Here is an 18,444-nt window from a genome sequence, read left to right on the forward strand (position 1 = left end):
TCTGACACTCGGCGCGGGCCGTGTGGCCGGGCGTTGTGGGTGGGAACTGGGCGAGTTCCGGGCCGAATCGGGGCATCGGGGCGCCATGAGGCCGTTGAGGTCGCACGATGGGGTCGGGATGGGACATCATTGGTCCATCCACGGACCGTCGGGGGACACATGGGTCACTTAGAGCGGCCTCGGCGCATTGTGCAGACCGGGCAGGCGTCGCAGAGCCTCAGCACCACAGGTAACAAATCCCAACAGGCCCCGGGCACCGCCCCGTTGCGCCGGGAACGATGGCAAGCCCGCTCGCAGGAGCTGCGCGCCGCCGTCGCCCGCCTCGACGCCGGGGTCGACGAGGCCGCCCGCAGGCAGCTCGCCGACTGGATCCGCGAGGAGTACACCACCTCCTACGGCGAGATCCCGCTCGGATTCTTCTCCCGCTGCTACCTCGGGCCGCCGTATGTGGACCACCAGTTGAACCTCTTCCAGGTGATCGTCCGCCACTTCGCCCCGTCCGATCCGGTGCCCGAACCCTTCTCGGGCGCCCGGATGCTCGTGCGCACCGGGGGCTACGCCTTCGTCGAGGTCTACTCCGGGGGCCTGCTGCTCCCCGTACTCGACGACGGCACCGTCGTACGCCCCTGAGCGTCCCGAACACCGAGAGATCCAGGCACCTCAGCACACCCGCAGCACACCCCAGCAGACCCCAGCAGACCTCAGCACACCCGCAGCGTCACCGAGCATCTCGAGGAGAGAAGCGAATGTCCGAGGTGGACTACGGCCTCCACCGCAAGGTGGAGCAGGTCACCGGCCTGGTCTCCCGGCTCAGCGAGCAGGTGTCCTCTGTCTCCGGCCAGGTCTCCACCGTCGAGGCCGCCCAGCACCAGGCGCGCACCGAACTCCAGGAACTGCGCGACGAGTTCCAGGCCTTCGTGCGCAGCGCACGCCTCACGGCCAACGTGCAGCGCGCCGAGACCCGGGTCGGCGTGATCGAGGACCGGGTCGACCACGAGTTCGGCCACCACAAGACGGTGCGCCGCACCGCCGTCGGCATGCTGCAGGCCTTCGACCTGGGCCTGGTCTCCGAGGACACCGTGCGCACGGTCGGCGACCAGCTGATGATCCAGACACCGCGCTACTGGCTCGCGCCCGCCCTGGTCGCCCTCGCCTCCTGGTCGGCCGACGACCGCACCCTGTGCGAGCGCGCCGTCGACGAGGCGTTCCGCCGCTCCCCGGACCGCACCTCACTGTTCTTCGCGCTCGTCCTGCGCCGCCAGGGGCGGCGCGAGGGCGCGGTGCGCTGGCTGCGCCACTACCTCCTCGCGCAGGACCCGACGGCCCTGGGACGCGAGTTCGCCGTCATCCTGGAGTCCATCGCACAGGGCGCCTTCGGCGCGGCGGGGCGCGACCTGCTGAGCCGCACGCTCGCCGCCTGGCGCGAGCAGCTCATGGACAGCGGGGAATCCCAGGCCAAGCAGATCACGCGCTGGCGCGCGGAGCTCGACAGCCTCCAGCAGCCTTCCGCCCAGGGCGAGTTCCCGCGCCTGGCCGTCCTCTCCCCGCAGTGGCCGCAGCTCGACATGCTCCTCGGGAAGGCCCGCTCCCAGCAGGTGCTCCTCGACAAGTACCAGGCGATCATGGCCCGCGAGTTCCAGCCGTCGGAGCGCCTGGAGGACGCCGTCGACGACATCCTCGACCGGCTCGTCTCCGAGTACGACGACGAAGAGCTCCCGCTCCGCCGCGACCTCGCCTTCAACAAGGCCGTCATCGACCACGACGGCGACCTGGACAGCGCGCGCCGCGCCGCCGACGCCGACTCCGCCTCGTACGAGGAGACCCTCGACTATCTGACGGTCCAGACCACCGCCGCGCTCAACCCGACGGCCATCGGCACCTCGCCCGCGACACAGCGTCTCGCCGTCGCGGCCTGCCACGAGTGGTTCCAGCAGGCGCACGCCCAGTACACCCGCGACTACCGCGCCGCGGTCCCCCCGGACGTGCAGGCGCACTTCGCCACCGCCCACACCGTCGGCGCGTACACCTTCCAACTGCCGCCCTGGTACGGCTCGTTCACTCAGCCACTGCCCGAGCTGGAGCGGTCGCTCGGTGCGCACTGGGACCAGCACATGGCGCCGTTCATCGCCGCCCTCGCCTATCCCACCGCCAAGAAGGTACTGCCGCTCGCGCTGGCGCTGGCCGGCATTCTCCTGATCGTCGGCGGCGTCAACATCGGCGTCGCCATCGGGATCGCGGTGGTCGTCGGCGCGGTGTGGGGCCTGGTCATCCACAACGGCATGCAGGCCGCGCGCCGCAACCAGGACAGCGCCAGGGCGCTCCTCGAACAGGCCAAGCTGGAGTCCCTGCACCAGCTGCGCGGCGCGTCCGCCGAACTCACCGACTGGTTCGAGCGGTTCCGCTCCGCCGACGCGGTCGAAGCCCGGTGCCGCGAGCTGATCAAGTCCCTGACCACCGGGGCGCACGGCAGCTCCCCGTTCGAGGGCCGCACGGTAGAGAAGGAGGACGTCCCGTCATGAGCTCCGCCCCGCCCCCGCCCCGCAGGCCACCCGGCGCGGCAGCCCCCGCCGAGTCCCCGTGGGCCACCACCCGCAAGTCCGCCGGGGAGCGCGTCACCGGGCGCCTGCGCCGCGTCGTCGACGGACTGCCCGACTGGGAGCCGCTGCCACCGGGCGAGACCTTCGTGCGCCGCCCAGGAGCGGGCGGCCCACAGTGAGCACCGGCACGTTCTGGGGGCACGGCGGCCCCTACGAGACCTGGGTCGACTTCCTACGGCGCTGGTCCGCCGAGGAGCCCGCCGACCCCGCCGCCCTGCCGGCCCTGACGCGCCAGGACTACGAGGCCGAGACATGGGAGCGGCTAGTCGAGCACTTCGCCGCGGCCCTCGACAAGCGCCTCCAGGCCTGGGCCGACCGGCTGGTACGGGCCATGGCGGCGGCCGACGACGAGTTCACCGCGGGCCGCGAACTGGCCCAGGCGCGGACCGGCCTGCACACCGTACGAGCGCTCGCCGACAACCCGGGCCTCCCGGCCGACCTCCGCGAACAGTTCACGGACCTCGTCGACCGTGAAATCGCTGAACTGCAGGCCCAGTTGGAACAGCACCTGGACCGCATGGCGCAGAACGGCGCCGACCCGCGCTGGACGGAACAGCGTCGACGCACCCTGCGCGACAACGGCCTCACCGCCGTCTCCGCCCAGGCGGCGGCGCCGGACACCGACTCCGCGCAGGACCCCTGGGCAACCAGCCCGCCGGACCGGCCGCGACGCCGCATCGTCCTCGACTGACCCCACGCAATCCCGTACGGCAGCGCATTCCCGTACGACAACGAACCCTCCGAGCCAACCGAAGGCGGCATGTCGAACTACGCCGAGAGCCTGGCCCACCTGGACAGCTATATCTCCGCACGTGTGCCGGTGATCGGCATGCGCACCATCGAACAGCAGCGCGCCCTGCGCCTGCTGCGTGAGGCGGCCTCACAGCCGCGCCGCAGCGCCATGCCGTTCTGGATCTACACCAGGGCCACCGGCCTGCGCGACCTGCGCACCAACGCATCGGTGCAGGACGACCGTTCGCTGACCGGCGCCATGGACTTCACCGCCGCCCAGTTCAGCAGCAGGCAGAACGCGACGATCGTGCTCGTCGACCCCGACCACCTCGAGGACGACACCCCGGTCACCCGGCACATCGCCGAGCTCGCCCGGCTCGCCGACAACACCATGGGCAGCATCATCCTGATCACCGACGCGCCCATCTGGAGCGGACTCCAGCGCCTCGGCATGAGCCTGCACCTCGACCTGCCGGACACCGACGAGATGTACGGCACGCTCACCGGCTTCCTCCAGGACCACCACGGCCACATCCCCATCGAGTGGGACGAGGACGACGCGCGGCGAGCCGCCGAGTTCCTCAGCGGGGTGACCGAGGCCGAGTGCATCAACCTCATGGCGACGATCGCCGCGAAGGGCTCCATCCTCAAGGCCGACGTCCTCGGCCTCGCCCAGGCCAAGGACCGCATCTTCAGCGACCTGACGGGCCTCGAACGCGTACAGCTCAGGGAGAGCGACTACACGATCGGCGGCCTAACCAGTCTGCGCGCGTGGCTGCGGCGCAAGCACCAGCTGATGGAGGCGGACCTGCGCGGCTCCGAACTCCGGCCTCCCCGAGGGGTGTTGCTGGTCGGAGTCCCTGGCTGTGGCAAATCCCTGTCCGCCAAGGCCATCGCCCACGAGTGGCAGCTCCCGCTCTACCGCCTCGACATGGCCAGCATCCACGGCAAGTATCTCGGAGAGTCGGAGGGCCGGTTCCGCGAGGCACTCGCGATGGCCGACCGGGTGGCGCCCTGCGTCCTGTGGATCGACGAGATCGAGAAGGGCCTCGCCGGCCGCGACGACTCCTCCGGCGTCCCGCAGCGCATCATCGGCCAGTTCCTCTTCTGGCTCCAGGAGTCGCAGTCCCGCGCCTTCGTCGTCGCCACCGCCAACGACATCCGCAGTCTGCCCCCGGAACTGCTCCGCAAGGGCCGCTTCGACGAGCTCTTCTTCGTGGACCTGCCCGACAACCAGGACCGCAAGGAAATCATCGAGCTCTACTACCAGCGCTACCTCAAGTCCCGGCCCGAGCCGGAACAGGTGGACCGCCTCGTCGACCTCTCCGAGGGTTTCGCGGGCTCCGACATCGAGTCCGTCCTGCACGAGGTCGGAGCCGAAGCCCACGTCAACGGCGGCGCCGAGAACCTCAAGCCGTCCTTCCTCCTCGACACCTTCGCCAACACGGTGCCGATGAGCCGGGTCAACCCCGAACAGATCGAGGAGATCAGGGCGTGGGGCCGGGAACGCGCGGTACCGGCGGGCCGCGCGGCGATGGCGGCGGCACCGGGCGGCACCACTCCGTCGCGCCGGATCGTGTTCATGGACGACTAGGGGGTGTCCGGCGGATCACGCGGGCAAGGGGGGCGGGTGCGGCAGCCCACGGATCTTCCGCAGGGCTGAGGCTCCCGCCCCACAGGCTCGTCCGCCATACTTCGCTCCGTGGAGCAGCGCATAGACACTCAGAAGGTCACGCCCGTAGACGCCGCCGGCGCCGACCCGGCCTCCGTCCCCGGCCTCATCCCCCCGCGCCAGGCCTCGGATGCGGAGGGGACGGAAGGGACGGAGCAGCCGGAGGAGAAGGCTCTGTCGCTCGACAAGGCCGAGCCCACGGAACCGGAATCGGACTCGGACTCGGAGCTTCCGTCCCCGGCTTGGTCTCGGCCTGGGTCCCTGTCTCCGTCTCCGTCTCCGTCCGCGTCGGATGCGGACTCGGAGGCCGCCGCGGACCCAGCCGCCGCAGACCCGGCCGACGCCGCCCCGGCCGACGCCGCCCCGGCCGCCGACGAGACGGCCGGCCCGGACTTCACCGCCTCCGACCGCCGCGGTTCGATCACGGCGGACGCGACGGGCGTACGCCTCCAACTCGACGACCAGGAAGCCGAGTTCTACTGGAACGAGATCGGCGCTGTCGAGGTCGGCACGTCCCGGCGCCGCCTCACCGTCACGGTCCACACCCCGGACAGCCGCTGGTACCCGAACGACGTGGAGGCCCCGGACAAGGCGTGCGCCCAGAAGTGGGCGGACGAACTCGACAAGGTCCTGGACGCCTACTTCGAGGACTGACCGGCACGAGTCCGTTCCTGCCACCCGTTTGGACGCGTGCCGGTGGACGTCGTGCCGGTTGCCCGGCGCCGCATCGATCTGGCGGTGATCAGACACACGGCCACCGCTCCCGGACGGCGCGTCGGGTCGCTGTTCCTCAACCCCGGCGACCCGGGCGCCGCCGGCACCGTGGGGCTGCCGGCGCGGCACTCTCAACCGGTACGGTCGCACCGCCGCCAAACCCTGCCGCGCCGCCGCGCCGCCGCGCCGCCGCGCCCGGCCCGGCAGCTCCGGCCGTACCGTCGACATGATCCGTTCCCGCAGGCCCCCTTGCCCGACGCCCCGCTTTGCGCTTCCTTGACGGTATGGCGGACACCACAGGCAGCACAGGAACGGGAACCGGCACCGCGCACCTCAACTCCCAGCCCCGTAAGTCCAGTTGGAAGTACATCGGTCCGGGCATCGTCGTCGCGGCGACGGGCGTCGGCGCCGGCGACCTGGTCGCCACCCTCATCGCGGGCAGCAACTTCGGCTACACCCTGCTCTGGGCGGCGGTGATCGGCTGCGTCGTCAAGATCTCCCTGGCGGAAGCGGCGGGCCGCTGGCACCTCTCCACAGGCCGCACGCTGTTCGACGGCTGGGCGAGTCTGGGCCGCTGGACCACGTACTTCTTCGTCGTCTACGTCGTCATCTGGGGCTTCGTCTACGGTGCGGCGGCGATGTCGTCGAGCGCGCTCCCCCTCCAGGCCCTCTTCCCCGACGTGTTCCCGGCCGACTGGTCGATCAAGCCCTGGGCGATCATCTGCGGTCTGATCGGTCTCGTCTTCGTCTGGTTCAACAAGTACGAGATCTTCGAAAAGGTCATGACGGTCCTCGTGGGCGTCATGTTCGTCGTCACGGTCTACCTGGCGATCAGGGTGACCCCGCACCTGGGCGACGCGTTCGCGGGCCTGCTGCCCGTACTCCCCGACGAGAAGGACTCGATCCTCAACACGCTCGGCCTGATCGGCGGGGTCGGAGGCACCATCACCCTTGCGGCGTACGGGTATTGGGTCAACGCGAAGGGCTGGACGAACGCGGGCTGGATGAAGGTCATGCGCCTGGACAACCGGGTCGCGTACATCACGACGGGCATCTTCGTCGTCGCGATGCTGTTCGTCGGCGCGGAACTCCTCCACGCCTCGCACACGTCGATCGCGGCCGGCGACAAGGGCCTGATCGACCTGACGTCGATCCTGGAAGCGGAATACGGCACGGCGACGGCCAAGCTCTTCCTGATCGGCTTCTTCGCCACGTCCTTCACGTCCCTGATCGGCGTGTGGCACGGCGTGAGCCTGATGTTCGCGGACTTCGTGGAGCGCTACCGCAGGACGAGGGCGGGGGCGGACCGGGTGTCGGTGACGGGCGAGGACGTGGCGACGGGCGAACGAGAGAAGGGCTGGCCGTTCCGCGCCTACCTCCTCTGGCTCACGTTCCCCCCGATCGTCCTCCTCTTCCAGGGCCAGCCGTTCCGCCTGATCATCCTGTACGGGGTCCTGGGCGCGGCCTTCATGCCCTTCCTGGCCCTGACCCTGATCTGGCTCCTCAACTCGTCCCGCACGCCCAGTGAATGGCGCAACAGCTGGCTGAGCAACGGCATGCTGGCGCTGGCGGGCCTGCTGTTCATCGTCCTGTGCGCGCAACAGATCTGGGACCAGCCGTGGTCGGACTTCTTCTAGGACCCTGTTGCGGGACGGAGGCCTCAGCTCGGCAGGAACATCCGGTCCGCGTGCCAGGAGAGGACGCCTCTGACGCCGTGGGTACTGACGGCCAGGTCCATGCGCCCGTCCCACCGGGACCCGCCGCGCCCATCGACGTTTCGCCCCTGGAGGTGATTCAGGCTGACGGTCTCCGGCTCCTTCTTCCCGGACGTGCAGTAGACGTCCCGCACCATCCCCCGCGCGCCCACGGAGTGGATGGTGAACTCACCGGTGCCGGCGCAGGCGAAGGTCAGTGAGTACGTGTTGCCCTCGATCATGAAGGCCGTCTCGGGCGACTTGTCGAGATCACGGATACGGATCGTGGCGCTGCCCTTGCCCATGTCGAGCTGGCGAGCCCCCGACACGCCGTCGCCGTTGTTCCGGTTGAACACGGCGGTGCCGCTCTCGCGCGAAACGGCGACGTGCGCGCTGTCAGCCCACTTCCTGAACGCGGCGGGCGACGGGTGGCCCTCCTGAGCCGAGCTCTGCCCGAGAACACCCCACAGCCCACCACCGACAACGACAGCACTCACCACGAGCCCACCGATGACCTTCTTCACTACCGCCCCCAGGTTCCCATCCATCCCTGCCGACATTCTCCGGGAGCGGCGGACGGGTCAGAGCAGGTGGTCGGCCTTGCCGGCCTTGATGTCGAGGATGAGGGCGCGGAGGGCGTCGCGGCTGTCGCTCAGATACGTTTCTTCGGCTCCGGAGATGGTGATGTAGGCGTTGCCATCGAGGTCGGTGCCCAGGCGGAAGCAGGAGTTGCCCTCGCCGCAGAATGGGTCTTCCCAACGGATGTCGGTCATGGGGTGCCTCCTTGAAGTGCATCGGCGATGTCGCGGATGAGGGCACGTGAATCATCGGGTGTCAGCGCGATGCCCTCCATCCAGTCCAAGTGGGCCCGGTACTTTGCCAACTGTCCTTCAGCGTGCAGGAAGTCAGGCCCGTGCGTGCTGTCGACCTGAACGGTGTCGAGCTGCGGCACAGGCCCCTCTGCGTACAGGACGGTCTGTCCTGCGCCAGGGAAGGCCCCTGCCTCGAACGGGATCACCCTAAGCGTGATGTTGGCCTGTTCGGACCTTTTCAGCAGATGGCTGAGCTGCGCACACGCGACGTTCAGTCCGCCGAACCGCATGCGCAGGGCCGCCTCATGTACGAGGGCGGTGAAGGGGGTCGGGTCGTCGCCCTCGATGACTTGCTGACGCTCGACCCGGTGCGCGAGGCGCAGGGCAATCTCATGCTGCGGAAGCTGCGGGATGACGACGCGAAAGACGGCGAGCGCGTGGTCCGAGGTCTGCAGCAGGCCGGGGATGTGCACGGAGTAGGCAGCCCGCATACGTACCGCGTGGGCTTCCAACTCGGCAATGTCCAGCATCCCTTGGGGCAGGGAGCCGCGATAGCGGTCCCACCAACCGCGCTGCCCCGCTCCAGCCATCTCCGCCAGAGAATCGACGTACTTCTGGTCCCGGCAGTCGCAGTTGCAGGCGAGGGTGCGCAGGCGCTCGGGGCTGATGGCCCGGACCCCCGACTCGATGTGGGAGATCTTCCCGCGATCGACGCCCAGCAGCCCGGCAGCGTACTCGGCGGACACGCCCGCTGCCGTACGCATCCTGCGAACCTCGGCTCCCAGTCGTTTCTGGCGCTCCGAGGGCGATGTTCTCGCCGCCATGCTGCTCCCTCCACGTGCCGTCGTGGGCAGTCTGCCGCGCATTCGTGCGACCGAGCCACGAACGGGCGCATGTTTCACCGAAGGGGGCCAAATTAGCCCCCACGTCCGGTACGTTCAGTAACGCCAAAGCTACACACGGCAGTTGGCAGTGCATCGCGCGAGTCTGCCCGCAACCTTCCTCCCTGGAAGGGGCGGCCCCGCGCCAGGGAGACGAGCCACCGACCGCCGCACCCCCCACCACCACAGACAGGGAGTTCGCCATGCCCCCAGCCCCTCCCGGAACCTGGGAATGTCACCTCCACCTGACGAACAACCCCAGAGCCCCGCGCATCGCACGCCACACGATCCGCATGGCGCTCCTTGACTACGGCTGCCTCCCCGAGATCGCGGCAACAGCTGAGCTGTTGACGTCGGAACTGGTCTCGAACGCGGTGAAGCACTCGGACGGCCCGGTCGCCGTAAGGCTCCGCACCCGCACGGGAATGCTCCGCATCGGCGTGATGGACAACGATCCGGAACTCCCGAACCCCTTGCCCTGCACGACGGACGAGGCCTTCGGCCGGGGCCTGTTCCTGGTGCAGGCCCTGGCGGCCGACTGGGGCCGCTACCCGGTCACAGACCGAAAGGTGGTCTGGTTCGAACTGTCCACGCCCCGCGATGGCTGACCACCGCGGCGAACATCGGCAGATTTGGGCAGCCCCACACCCCGCCGACCAGGCGTTCAAGGCGCGTCCGCTCGCCCAAATCTGCCAATCCTGCGCACGCGTATCGAGGCACGGACTCCCCGCGCCCGCGTCGGACGTCAGCCGCTGACGGGCACCCGGACCTCGTCGCGGATGCGAGCGGTGCGCTTGGCCAGGGCGTCGAGGTCGTACTGCGCGGGTGTGATGTTCCAGCTGTCGGGGCTGTTGTCTGCGACCGCGCCCTGCGTGTAGCGGTCGGCCCATGAGCAGACGGCCATGGTCAACTCCTGGCCGCCCTCCGCCTTGGTCAGCACCTCGCACGCAAGCTTGTCGTCGTCGGAGCTCTGGCCGGCCATGTCGCGCCGGGGGACGGCGACGGTCATCGAGTCGTTCTTCTCCATGCCGTCGAGCAGCCCCATCTTGGGGAAGAACGGGTTCTGCCGGTCCGAGTACGAACCGGTGTACATCAACTGCCCGAGACCGGAGCCCGTGCCGTACATGCCGGCCTTGCTCTGGAGGGAACGAGCGTAGGAGTCGGCACCGTTCGCCGAGTTGTCGAAGCTGTCACTGAGATCTTCCCGGAGCCGGAACGCGCCACCGTCGAGCGTCTTGGGCAGGGTGAGCCGGTATTGCGGGGCGGATGGATCGCCCGCCGCGCGATTGCCTGCTTGCGAGGCGAGGACGCCCCCGTACAGGACGACCGCGCCGAAAAGGCAGCCGGCGACGATGGCGATCGTCCTTCCGGTGTGCTTCTTCGGGGGAGGCGGCCCCCATGCACCCATGGGCGGACCGCCGTAGGGGCCTTGCGGATAACCAGCCTGCGGCGGGAACCCCTGCGGAGGCGCTCCGTGGGAGGGCCACTGCGTTCCGGGCTGCGGATACGGCGACACGGGCGGAGCACCGTATTGCGGCGCACCGAAACCGGAGGGCGGCGGCTGATGGGGCGTGGTCATGCATTCCTTCGTTTAGGCAGTCGATGAGGCCTGGCTAGCTGGCGCATTGAGTATTGGTTAGCTCATTTTTGTTTGCTTCATACGCGTGAGTGACGACCCAATAGTCGTCTTCCTCGACCGTTACTGCGCAAAAGTCTCTGCCGTTCAATGGCAGAGCAAAGAATTCAGGTCTGCCGATTGCGTCGCAAATGCGTGATGGCAATTTTGAGGTGAGGGAGTCCTGGACGCGAAACCAGCCCTCCCTCACGCTTCCCTTCCCCCAGAGCATAATCAGGAATTCTCCAGGTTGTGGCGTGATCAGAGGCTTGGCAATGGTGTCCCATAGTGCATCCAGCGTGTCCATCGAGTTCGCATCTCTGACGTCGACCGTAGCGGCGGGGCGGGCGTTTCCGCTCGTCGCTGCGAGGATGGTGGTGTTCGGGTCGCGGGCCTCCTCGGGGAGCGGCTTCCCTGTGATGATGAGACCGCAACTCGCAATCGTCGACTCCCAATCGATCTCGCCGTTCTGATCGATCCGATGCTTCCCTGTCATGCCCCATCCTTGCCTGGCCTCGCGAGCGGGGTCAGGCGCCGGTTTCGTTCCGATGATCTCAAATGAACTCTCGTCGATCAAAAGTACTGCGAATCATCGAAGGGGTTTGAGATGTCCCCCCAATGGAAGTTGTATGAATGGCTGGAGGGGTTGAATTCGGCCCGCAGGCCGACATCCGGAAGCGGGAACTGTGTCCGAAGCCACCCGTCCATGGCCAGGGCTGAAACCTCGGACCGGAAGCTTGCCAACGGAAACGTGAGGGCCGTAACCCTGATGACCAAGCCTCCCGGATGAATTCGGTTCAAAGCGTCAGCGTGCGCTGATAGTCCGAACGAAAGCCAGGCGGAGTCACGCCAGTTAATATCTGCCGGCGGGATCAGCCATAGGTTTCGGTCAATCTGCAGCCGGTACGTGCTGGGGGCGTGATCGCTCAAGCCTTCGGCCGTAAGGTCTGCGGCAAGCCCTCCCAGCGGACTGCGCAGGCGGTACTTGTACGTATGTTCCATTTCGTCAGTCCCCAAAGTTCAACAGATGGAAGATCCTCTTGTTGAATATGTTCTCCGGGCCCATTCCTGTTGGGGCGCGAATGTACTCGAAGTCGTGAGGCAGTCCGTCTCCCCATAGCCTACTATGGGTGTTCGCGAAATTCTCCGCAGCTTGTTCATTGAGCTTGAAGAGGTCAATTTTATTCAAGCTTGAGAAGTCGTGATCGCTGATCTTGAACGTCATTACTTCTACTTCCGCCCCGCGTGACCTGAGGCGTTCTGCGTATCTTTCTGCTTCTGCTCTTGTTTCCCATGAGTAGACGCCCTCTCCGTAGTGGCCTCGATTTTCTGCATCAGGCCAAGGAGTGCCATCGCTGCGGAGGCGGGCGGCGTTCTGGGGGTCCTGCACGGTGTGGAATTCGTGGTAGTCAGGAGCCAATCCGAGAGGATCGGTCCAGGTGTGCGGATTGTTGATATACGTGGCAGGGTTTGGCGCCGGAGTAAGCCCCAGCGGGTCCGGACTGAGGTACCGCGCCGTCTCCGGGTCGTAATGCCGAAAGTAGTTGTAATGCAGCCCCGTCTCCGGGTCGAAGTACTGGCCCGGGAAACGCAGAGGCGTGTACGTCATGCTGTCCGCAGCCCAGGCCGTCGTCCCCCACAACGTGCTCCGCGTGCGCCACGCGATCTCGCCCTGTTCGTCCACGAGTTCGCTCGGGGTGCCGACCAGGTCCGTGACGATCGCGAAGAAGCGGGAGTCGATCTCCGACTGGGGGGCGTCCGCCGTCGCGCTGATGTGTTCCGTCTGGGCGACGGGGCGTAGGCCCTGGTGGTCCCACGTGAGCGTGACCGGGTTCGGCAACTCCGGTGACGTCGTCGTCTGTTCGCAGAGCGTCGTGCCGTCCCAGGTGAAGTCCACCCGTTCGACGACCGTCTCGCCGTCGGCTGCCAGGCGGAGTTTCGCGGTGCGGCGGCCGAGCGGGTCGTAGGTGTAGCGCCAGCGCGTGCCGTCGGGGGTGACGGCCGAGGTCAGGCGGTCCTCCGCGTCCCACTCGTAGCGCCACGTGTCCGGCTTGCGGGACAGGCGGGTCTTCTGGCGTAACGTGACGCGGCCGAGCCCGTCATGTTCGTAGCGGACCCCGCCGGCGCGGGTGATGCGAGTGCCCGTGTAGGTGCGTGGGCCCGTCGCTTCGTGACCGGGGTGATCGGCCGGCCACGAGGCCGCCGTCTGGTTGCCGGCCTCGTCGTAGGCGTACGCCTCCGTCCAGTTCGCCGCATGGACCGCCGTGACGCGGCCCGCCTCGTTCACGTCGAAGCGGCGGGAGCCGGCGAGCTGGTCGTCGATGCCGATCAGGTTTCCGTCGGCCCGGTAGGTGTAGCTGCGGGACTGGACGGGGCGGTGGCCGTCGGTGTCGGGTGCTGTGACCGACTGGGTGGTGAGGCGGCCCAGTTCGTCGAAGGCGTTGGCGATGGTGAGGGAATCGCCTATTCGGCAGGCGAGTTCGCGGCCCGCCGGGTCGTACGCGAAGTCGATGGTGCGGCCCGACATCGTCATCTTGCTGCGGTTGCCGACCGGGTCGTACGTCCATGAGCTGGCTGCGCCCGTAGGGGTCGTGCGGCCGGTGCGGCGTCCCTGCTCGTCGTACGCGTACGTGACTACGCGGCCGTTGACCGTCTCCGATCTGAGCCTGCCATGACGGTCCCGGAGGAGCGTGAGCGTCGCGTCCGGGGCGGTGGCCTGTGCGAGCTGGTCCGTCAGGTCGTACGCGTATGTCGTGACCCGGCCGTCCGCATCCTTGCGCGTGGTCTGGCCCAGTTCGTTTCGCTCGAAGGTGATTGTCTGGCCGAGGGCGTTGGTGCGGGAGGTGAGGCGGCCCGCCGTGTCATGGGCGTATGTGAGGACACGGTCGTCGAAGTCCGTCTCCGATATGAGACGCCCGGCCGGGTCGTACTCGTAACTCCAGGTCAGGCCCTGTGGATTGGTGACCTGAGTGAGGCGGAGTTCGTGGTCGTGGGCGAATGCGTACCGCACGCCGTCCGGACCCGTCCGCGCCGTGAGCAGGTCGAAGTGCGTGTACTCGTACGACGAGAGCCCGCCCATCGCGTCCGTGTGCGTCGTGCAGTTGCCCTCGCCGTCGTACGTCCAGGATTCGCTCGTACCGTCAGGAGCCGTCCGGCGGGAGAGTCTGCCCTCGACCGTCCACTCGAGGCGGGTCGTCGCGCCGAGCGGGTCGGTGATGGAGACGGGTCTGCCGAAGGCGTCCCGCTCGTACCGTGTCAGCGCACCCAGTGGGTCCGTGATCGAGACGGGGAGCCCGGCTCCGTCACAGCGGACCGTCGTGATGTGCCCGAGAGGGTCGGTGACCGCCGTGAGACGGCCTGCCTCGTCGTAGGCGAAACGCGTTGTCTGCCCCGAAGGGCCGGTCACCGCCGTGCGGTTGCCGCACTCGTCGTACGCCTGGCGGTGAACCGTACCGTCGGGACCCGTCACCTTGACCGGCAGACCGTGATCGTCGTATTCGACCTTCGTCGCGCGGCCGTCAGGGCGGACGGCGCGGCCCAGGTTCCCCGCCTCGTCGTAGCCGTACGACGTCGTATGGCCGAGGGGGTCCGTCTGCGACAGCAGGCGGTTGTACCGGTCGCGCTCGTAGCGGGTGGTCGCGCCGAGCGGGTCCGTCTCGGCGATCACCTGCCAGGCGTCGTTGACCAGGAACCGGCGGGTGTGGCCCTCGCCGGTCGTCGTGGTGGTCAGCCGCAGGCCCGTTTCAGGGTCCGGCCCGGCGTACGTGAGCCGCAGGCTCATATGGCCCTCGGATCCGCCCTCGGCCACGCATCGGTCCTGGTCGTCGTACTCGTACGTGTAAGACCGGTCGTTCGTGTCCGTCCAGGAAGTGACCCGGCCCTCGTCGTCGTACGTGAAACGCAGGGGCAGGCCGGTGGAGTTGGTGACCTCGGTTAGGTGGCCGTCGGCGGAGTAGCCGTAGCGGATCAGTTCCTCGTCCGAGCCGTTCGCCCCGGCCCCCGCCAGGTGCAGGGACTTGACCCTGCCGCCCTCGGTCGTCACCTTCAGGTGATAGCCGCCGCTGTGGATAATCCCGAGGGGCGTTCCTTCGGCGTCGTACTCGAAGGTCAGCCAGTTGCCGTTGCGGTCGTCGATCTGTTCCAGGACGGCCAGGTCGGTGCCGCGGTCGGCGAAGTGCCACACGCGTCCTGTCGCCGGGTCGGTGATCGTGTAGCCGTCGTCCACGCGGTCCAGCGGGTGGCGGGGGCCGTGGGTGGGCAGCGTGGGCAGGCCCGGCGCGGGGTGCGGATAGGGGAGGAGCAGGCCCTCGGCGGTGACGAAGACGACGCCTTCCGAGTCGATCTCCAGGCGCTGGTCGACCGTCGACGACCAGGAGGGGCCGAACCAGCGGCCCAGGTGGTAGCCGGACTCCACGCGCCGGGTGAAGACGAGCGGCAGGGTACCCGGCAAGGCGACATCGGTCTGGGGCAAGTACATCTTGCCCGTGGCGAGGTCGACAGGGTCGGTGTTCTTGTTCACCACCGATTTCTCGGGGCGGGTTTGCTGCGCAGGGTCCTCCCCCAGCGTTTTCCGTGCTGAACGCTCTGCCGCCGACTCCGCGGCCTCCTTCGCGCCGCGCTCGATCCCGGCCCGTAGTCCCCCCTTGGTGAGGCCGAGGCCCTTGTTGCCGAGCATCATTTCCGGCAGCGACCGGCCCGCGAACTCGGAGGGGCCTTTCTTGAAGCTCTCGTACGCTTCCTTCGCCGCTCGGTCGGGATGCGTGGCCGTGGACGCCAGACCGGCCAGGGTCAGGTTGACGTTCTGCACGTACGCGGCCGGGTGCGTGATGTTGTACGGATCTTCCGGGTTGAGACCGCGGGCGAAGTTGAGCACGCCCGCGGTTCCCTTGAGCAAGCCGCCCGCGAAATGAGTGAGCTCGATGGTGTTGGCCGCGGCGTTGTCCGCGATGTCGGTCTTGAGGCGGTCCAGTGGAGGGGGTTCGGCCGGTGCGTGGGCGAGGGCTGCTTTGACCGCGCGGGTGGCGGTGGCGCCGGCCTCGTTTCGCTGGCGGCGCGCTTCCGCGAGTTTCTGGCGCGCATGCTTGATGTCCGCCGTGCCAGGGTCTTTGAAGGGCTCAGGGCGAGGGCCGGGGTCCTTGTCGACCTCGAGTGCGGCGTTGTAGGCGTCGACCCGCTTGTTGTACGTCTCCACGGCCTGGTCGGAGGCGTGTTTGCCCTTCTTGTAGAGGTCGATGGCATCCTGCGCCTGGCCCTGCGCCCACTTGACCGTATCGGCGTACGCGTCGAGGGCCTTTCCCGCTTTGTCGCAGGCGTCCGCCGCGTGCAGCCACTTGCCGGGGTGCATGGCGAACTTCTTCCGGAAGGTGCTCGCCGCCTCGCCCTGCCAGTGGGACGAGTCCAGGGCGCGCATGCCCCCGCCGACCTTGTCGAAAGCTTTGTGGAAGTCCTTCAGGTGGCTCGCGCTCGCTCGGATGTCGCCGGGGTTGCCGTGTACGAGTTCGTTGGCCTGTTCGGTCTCGCCGAGCTGCTGCTCGTCGACGGTCGCTCCGAGGTCGGACGCGAGCCCGTCGCCGGCGTCCTTGACCTTGTCCGCGGCCCAGTCCGCGCCGACGTATTCGAGACCGTCGCCGAGCTTGTCGGCGCCCCACTCGACACCCTCGCCAAGGGCCTTCTTGCCGTTGTCCCAGCCGTCCTCCAGTGCGCCGAGGCCCTTGTCCGCCCAGTCACCGATCCCTATCAGTGGGCGCCCCCGTCCTGCTGGGCAGCCGCTTCGGCCCGTTCCTCGGCGGACGGCCCGAACGTGCGGTCCACCCAGGCCCCGTACTCCTTGTCATCCATGCCGCTGAGCTGCTGCGGGGTCATGGGGCCTCCCACCGTCGAGGTAGCCACGTCCCGGGCAGCGTCCTTGTACCCCTGCCTGATGTTCGTGCCGGCCTCGTCCCAGGACTCCTTGCTGTAGTCCGCGTCGGCGAAGGCGTGATGCCTCCCTAGATCACCCCAGCTCATCTTGGTGATGTCCTCCTCGGAGGCGTACGGGTTACCCATCACCGAGTTCGCGCCGATCTTCAGTGCGCCGTCGACGTACTCGTCCATCTGGTGCAAGGTCCCCGCCGCGAGGCCCACCCCCTCGGCGAAGTCGTTCCCCTCGGCGATCAGGGAGCGCACGCCCCACTCCCAGCGCTCGCAGAACGATCCGAAGGCGGAGGTCAGGTCGGCGTGGCCCAGGGCGAGACCGGAGAGGGCCATTCCGTCAAAGCCGCGTCCGGCACCGGCCATGCCGACCATGCCGATCTCCTTCAGCTCGGCGAGCGTCAGCGTGATGCCTTCGGTGATCTTGGCGAGCCCGCCGACCTGAAGGTCTTTTCCGCCACCGGTCATAGCTCGCCCATCCCCTTGCCCGTCGCCTCGCCCATCTCCTCGTTCGTCTCCGCGTCCACGGCCACCCGGTCAGGTACGACCCCGGTGATCGGTGGGAGCAGCAGTTCGTCGCCGGGGCTGCCGACGTCCAGGGCCACCCCGCACGGCACGTTGAGGGCCGGTGCCACGGCGTCGAGGAGGCGGGCGCCCAGGACGCGGTCGAAGGCCCATTCGCGGTTGCTCTCGCCCCTCACAGTCGCGAATCGCGCCAAGGACGGCTCGTCCGAGAAGGCGTAGATCCACCGGACGCCACCGAAGTCGGCGGTGAGCGGGAATCCGTCGGCGCTCAGCGGGAGGAGCACGGCGGTGCGCCGGAACTCGCCCAGCAGGGCCGCGAATTCGTGACGAATGCCGACGACCGGATCTGCCGGCCCGGGCGCGGAATCCGTCGCCGGTCCGGTCGTCTCCACGTAATCCTGAAGTGTTGACCTTGATATGTCCCCGGCGACTGCGCCGCCCCCGTCGTCAGCCATGTCGGGCATCATCACATCCGTGTGTTGACGTATGCAACGCAGGCCCCAGCCGACACAAGCGCCGCCATCAAGCCACAAGTCGGCCCACTGTCACCGGAAGCTAAGCTCCCCCGTCATGCCGAACACACGTGCCTCCCGACGCGACGCCGATCGACTCTGGGGGGTCTTCGGTGTGGGGTTCGGTGCCTCGTTCGTCGTGTGGGTTGTGGCCTGGATCGCTACCGCCATTTCCGAGCAGGACGAGCGGTGCGGGCATGGGATAGTCGGACCCGGGGGGTCCTTCCGGGTCGAGGAGACCAGCTTTCCGCCCAATGTGAGCTGCGTGTTCGCCGACGGGACCACGCTGGACAGCGCGGGGCTGCTCGTGTGGGTGTTCTGGGTGTGCGTCGTCGTGACCGGGACCGCGGGCGCGGGTGCGCTCTCGCTCGAACTCGTGGGGGTGCGGGGGGCGCGGGCCGCCGCCCGGCTCGGCCGGCTCGCCGTGTTCGCCGGGGGCGCGCTGCTCGCCGTCTACCTGCTCGCCCTGTTCTCCACCGGTTCGCCCAGCAGCACACCCCTCGAATCCTGTTCCGCCTTCACCACCGGCATCTACGAGAGGGCGCAGGACGTGCGGCGCGCGCCCTTCCCCGCCCAGGCCACCTGTGTATACGGCGATGGCAGGACCTATGAACTCGTGCCCCGGTGGATGGGCGGGGTTCAGTGGGTGCTGCTGGGGGTCGTGATCGTGTGCGCCGGTGGGGCCGTGCGGGCCGGGCGGCGTCAGGCGACCTCCTCGCCGGCCTCGCCCTGACGCGCGGCAGCGCCGCCGGGGGAGCGGCGGCGCTGCAGTCGGAGGGG

General features: G+C 68.4%; 17 protein-coding genes. 9 read left to right on the forward strand and 8 right to left on the reverse strand.

Annotated features, from left to right (window positions below; translation table 11 throughout):
• The first annotated feature begins 264 nt into the window (after nt 1-264).
• The 7 genes from AC07EJ_RS40465 to AC07EJ_RS40495 all read left to right on the forward strand — a co-directional run bounded on the left by AC07EJ_RS40465 (nt 265) and on the right by AC07EJ_RS40495 (nt 7,352).
• Nucleotides 265-630 (forward strand): hypothetical protein, encoded by a 366-nt coding sequence (locus tag AC07EJ_RS40465; protein ID WP_389485022.1) that lies wholly within the window; start codon nt 265-267, stop codon nt 628-630.
• Between the two features lie 116 nt (nt 631-746).
• Nucleotides 747-2,519 (forward strand): hypothetical protein, encoded by a 1,773-nt coding sequence (locus tag AC07EJ_RS40470; RefSeq protein ID WP_478886111.1) that lies wholly within the window; start codon nt 747-749, stop codon nt 2,517-2,519.
• On the forward strand, nt 2,516-2,716 hold the full coding sequence (locus AC07EJ_RS40475) for a hypothetical protein (RefSeq protein WP_329570763.1): 201 nt from the start codon (nt 2,516-2,518) through the stop codon (nt 2,714-2,716). Before AC07EJ_RS40470 ends, AC07EJ_RS40475 begins: the two co-directional genes overlap by 4 nt.
• The gene (locus tag AC07EJ_RS40480; RefSeq protein WP_362903498.1) at nt 2,713-3,288 is read left to right on the forward strand and encodes a hypothetical protein; all 576 of its coding nucleotides are present in this window, start codon (nt 2,713-2,715) and stop codon (nt 3,286-3,288) included. The genes AC07EJ_RS40475 and AC07EJ_RS40480 overlap by 4 nt, the downstream gene beginning before the upstream one ends.
• Before the next feature lie 69 nt (nt 3,289-3,357).
• Nucleotides 3,358-4,923 carry an AAA family ATPase gene (locus AC07EJ_RS40485; RefSeq protein WP_478886112.1) on the forward strand — a complete coding sequence of 522 codons (1,566 nt, stop codon included), beginning with the start codon at nt 3,358-3,360 and terminating at the stop codon, nt 4,921-4,923.
• A 108-nt stretch (nt 4,924-5,031) separates the two neighbouring features.
• Nucleotides 5,032-5,655 carry a hypothetical protein gene (locus AC07EJ_RS40490; RefSeq protein ID WP_478886113.1) on the forward strand — a complete coding sequence of 208 codons (624 nt, stop codon included), beginning with the start codon at nt 5,032-5,034 and terminating at the stop codon, nt 5,653-5,655.
• Between the two features lie 344 nt (nt 5,656-5,999).
• Nucleotides 6,000-7,352, forward strand: a complete 1,353-nt coding sequence (locus AC07EJ_RS40495; protein ID WP_478886114.1) for an Nramp family divalent metal transporter — start codon at nt 6,000-6,002, stop codon at nt 7,350-7,352.
• A gap of 23 nt (nt 7,353-7,375) precedes the next feature.
• Here the strand turns inward: AC07EJ_RS40495 and AC07EJ_RS40500 are convergent, their stop codons facing one another.
• From AC07EJ_RS40500 to AC07EJ_RS40510, 3 genes are read right to left on the reverse strand one after another with little or no spacing between them, the layout of a single operon-like run.
• Nucleotides 7,376-7,957 carry a hypothetical protein gene (locus AC07EJ_RS40500; protein WP_389485036.1) on the reverse strand — a complete coding sequence of 194 codons (582 nt, stop codon included), beginning with the start codon at nt 7,955-7,957 and terminating at the stop codon, nt 7,376-7,378.
• 33 nt (nt 7,958-7,990) lie between these two features.
• Nucleotides 7,991-8,182 carry a hypothetical protein gene (locus AC07EJ_RS40505; RefSeq protein ID WP_478886115.1) on the reverse strand — a complete coding sequence of 64 codons (192 nt, stop codon included), beginning with the start codon at nt 8,180-8,182 and terminating at the stop codon, nt 7,991-7,993.
• A complete protein-coding gene (locus AC07EJ_RS40510; RefSeq protein WP_478886116.1) occupies nt 8,179-9,045 on the reverse strand; it encodes a helix-turn-helix domain-containing protein in 867 nt (288 codons plus the stop codon). Before AC07EJ_RS40510 ends, AC07EJ_RS40505 begins: the two co-directional genes overlap by 4 nt.
• Nucleotides 9,046-9,305: 260 nt before the next feature.
• On the opposite strand from AC07EJ_RS40510, the gene AC07EJ_RS40515 reads away from it, so the two are divergent.
• Nucleotides 9,306-9,710: an ATP-binding protein gene (locus AC07EJ_RS40515; RefSeq protein ID WP_389485044.1), complete on the forward strand. Its 405-nt coding sequence runs from the start codon at nt 9,306-9,308 to the stop codon at nt 9,708-9,710.
• Between the two features lie 137 nt (nt 9,711-9,847).
• Here the strand turns inward: AC07EJ_RS40515 and AC07EJ_RS40520 are convergent, their stop codons facing one another.
• The 5 genes from AC07EJ_RS40520 to AC07EJ_RS40540 form a co-directional block, all read right to left on the reverse strand.
• Nucleotides 9,848-10,510, reverse strand: coding sequence for a hypothetical protein (locus AC07EJ_RS40520; protein ID WP_478886117.1), 663 nt, complete (start codon nt 10,508-10,510; stop codon nt 9,848-9,850).
• Nucleotides 10,511-10,715: 205 nt separating this feature from the next.
• Nucleotides 10,716-11,213: a hypothetical protein gene (locus AC07EJ_RS40525; protein ID WP_478886118.1), complete on the reverse strand. Its 498-nt coding sequence runs from the start codon at nt 11,211-11,213 to the stop codon at nt 10,716-10,718.
• Nucleotides 11,214-11,723: 510 nt separating this feature from the next.
• Nucleotides 11,724-16,454: a putative T7SS-secreted protein gene (locus AC07EJ_RS40530; protein WP_478886126.1), complete on the reverse strand. Its 4,731-nt coding sequence runs from the start codon at nt 16,452-16,454 to the stop codon at nt 11,724-11,726.
• Nucleotides 16,454-17,095 carry a hypothetical protein gene (locus AC07EJ_RS40535; protein WP_478886119.1) on the reverse strand — a complete coding sequence of 214 codons (642 nt, stop codon included), beginning with the start codon at nt 17,093-17,095 and terminating at the stop codon, nt 16,454-16,456. Before AC07EJ_RS40535 ends, AC07EJ_RS40530 begins: the two co-directional genes overlap by 1 nt.
• On the reverse strand, nt 17,092-17,544 hold the full coding sequence (locus AC07EJ_RS40540) for a hypothetical protein (RefSeq protein WP_478886120.1): 453 nt from the start codon (nt 17,542-17,544) through the stop codon (nt 17,092-17,094). Before AC07EJ_RS40540 ends, AC07EJ_RS40535 begins: the two co-directional genes overlap by 4 nt.
• 178 nt (nt 17,545-17,722) lie before the next feature.
• Here AC07EJ_RS40540 and AC07EJ_RS40545 point away from each other — a divergent pair, with 178 nt between their 5' ends.
• A complete protein-coding gene (locus AC07EJ_RS40545; RefSeq protein WP_478886121.1) occupies nt 17,723-18,397 on the forward strand; it encodes a hypothetical protein in 675 nt (224 codons plus the stop codon).
• Nucleotides 18,398-18,444: the final 47 nt, after the last annotated feature.

Source organism: Streptomyces sp. NPDC045026 (genome assembly GCF_056432625.1).

Excerpts from the sequence above, each read along its gene's own strand:
- AC07EJ_RS40470 (WP_478886111.1), top strand. The coding sequence starts at position 747 with ATGTCCGAGGTGGACTACGGCCTCCACCGCAAGGTGGAGCAGGTCACC.
- AC07EJ_RS40475 (WP_329570763.1), top strand. The coding sequence starts at position 2,516 with ATGAGCTCCGCCCCGCCCCCGCCCCGCAGGCCACCCGGCGCGGCAGCC.
- AC07EJ_RS40485 (WP_478886112.1), top strand. The coding sequence starts at position 3,358 with ATGTCGAACTACGCCGAGAGCCTGGCCCACCTGGACAGCTATATCTCC.
- AC07EJ_RS40495 (WP_478886114.1), top strand. The coding sequence starts at position 6,000 with ATGGCGGACACCACAGGCAGCACAGGAACGGGAACCGGCACCGCGCAC.
- AC07EJ_RS40500 (WP_389485036.1), bottom strand. The coding sequence starts at position 7,957 with ATGGATGGGAACCTGGGGGCGGTAGTGAAGAAGGTCATCGGTGGGCTC.
- AC07EJ_RS40505 (WP_478886115.1), bottom strand. The coding sequence starts at position 8,182 with ATGACCGACATCCGTTGGGAAGACCCATTCTGCGGCGAGGGCAACTCC.
- AC07EJ_RS40510 (WP_478886116.1), bottom strand. The coding sequence starts at position 9,045 with ATGGCGGCGAGAACATCGCCCTCGGAGCGCCAGAAACGACTGGGAGCC.
- AC07EJ_RS40515 (WP_389485044.1), top strand. The coding sequence starts at position 9,306 with ATGCCCCCAGCCCCTCCCGGAACCTGGGAATGTCACCTCCACCTGACG.
- AC07EJ_RS40520 (WP_478886117.1), bottom strand. The coding sequence starts at position 10,510 with ATGGGTGCATGGGGGCCGCCTCCCCCGAAGAAGCACACCGGAAGGACG.
- AC07EJ_RS40525 (WP_478886118.1), bottom strand. The coding sequence starts at position 11,213 with ATGACAGGGAAGCATCGGATCGATCAGAACGGCGAGATCGATTGGGAG.
- AC07EJ_RS40535 (WP_478886119.1), bottom strand. The coding sequence starts at position 17,095 with ATGACCGGTGGCGGAAAAGACCTTCAGGTCGGCGGGCTCGCCAAGATC.
- AC07EJ_RS40545 (WP_478886121.1), top strand. The coding sequence starts at position 17,723 with ATGCCGAACACACGTGCCTCCCGACGCGACGCCGATCGACTCTGGGGG.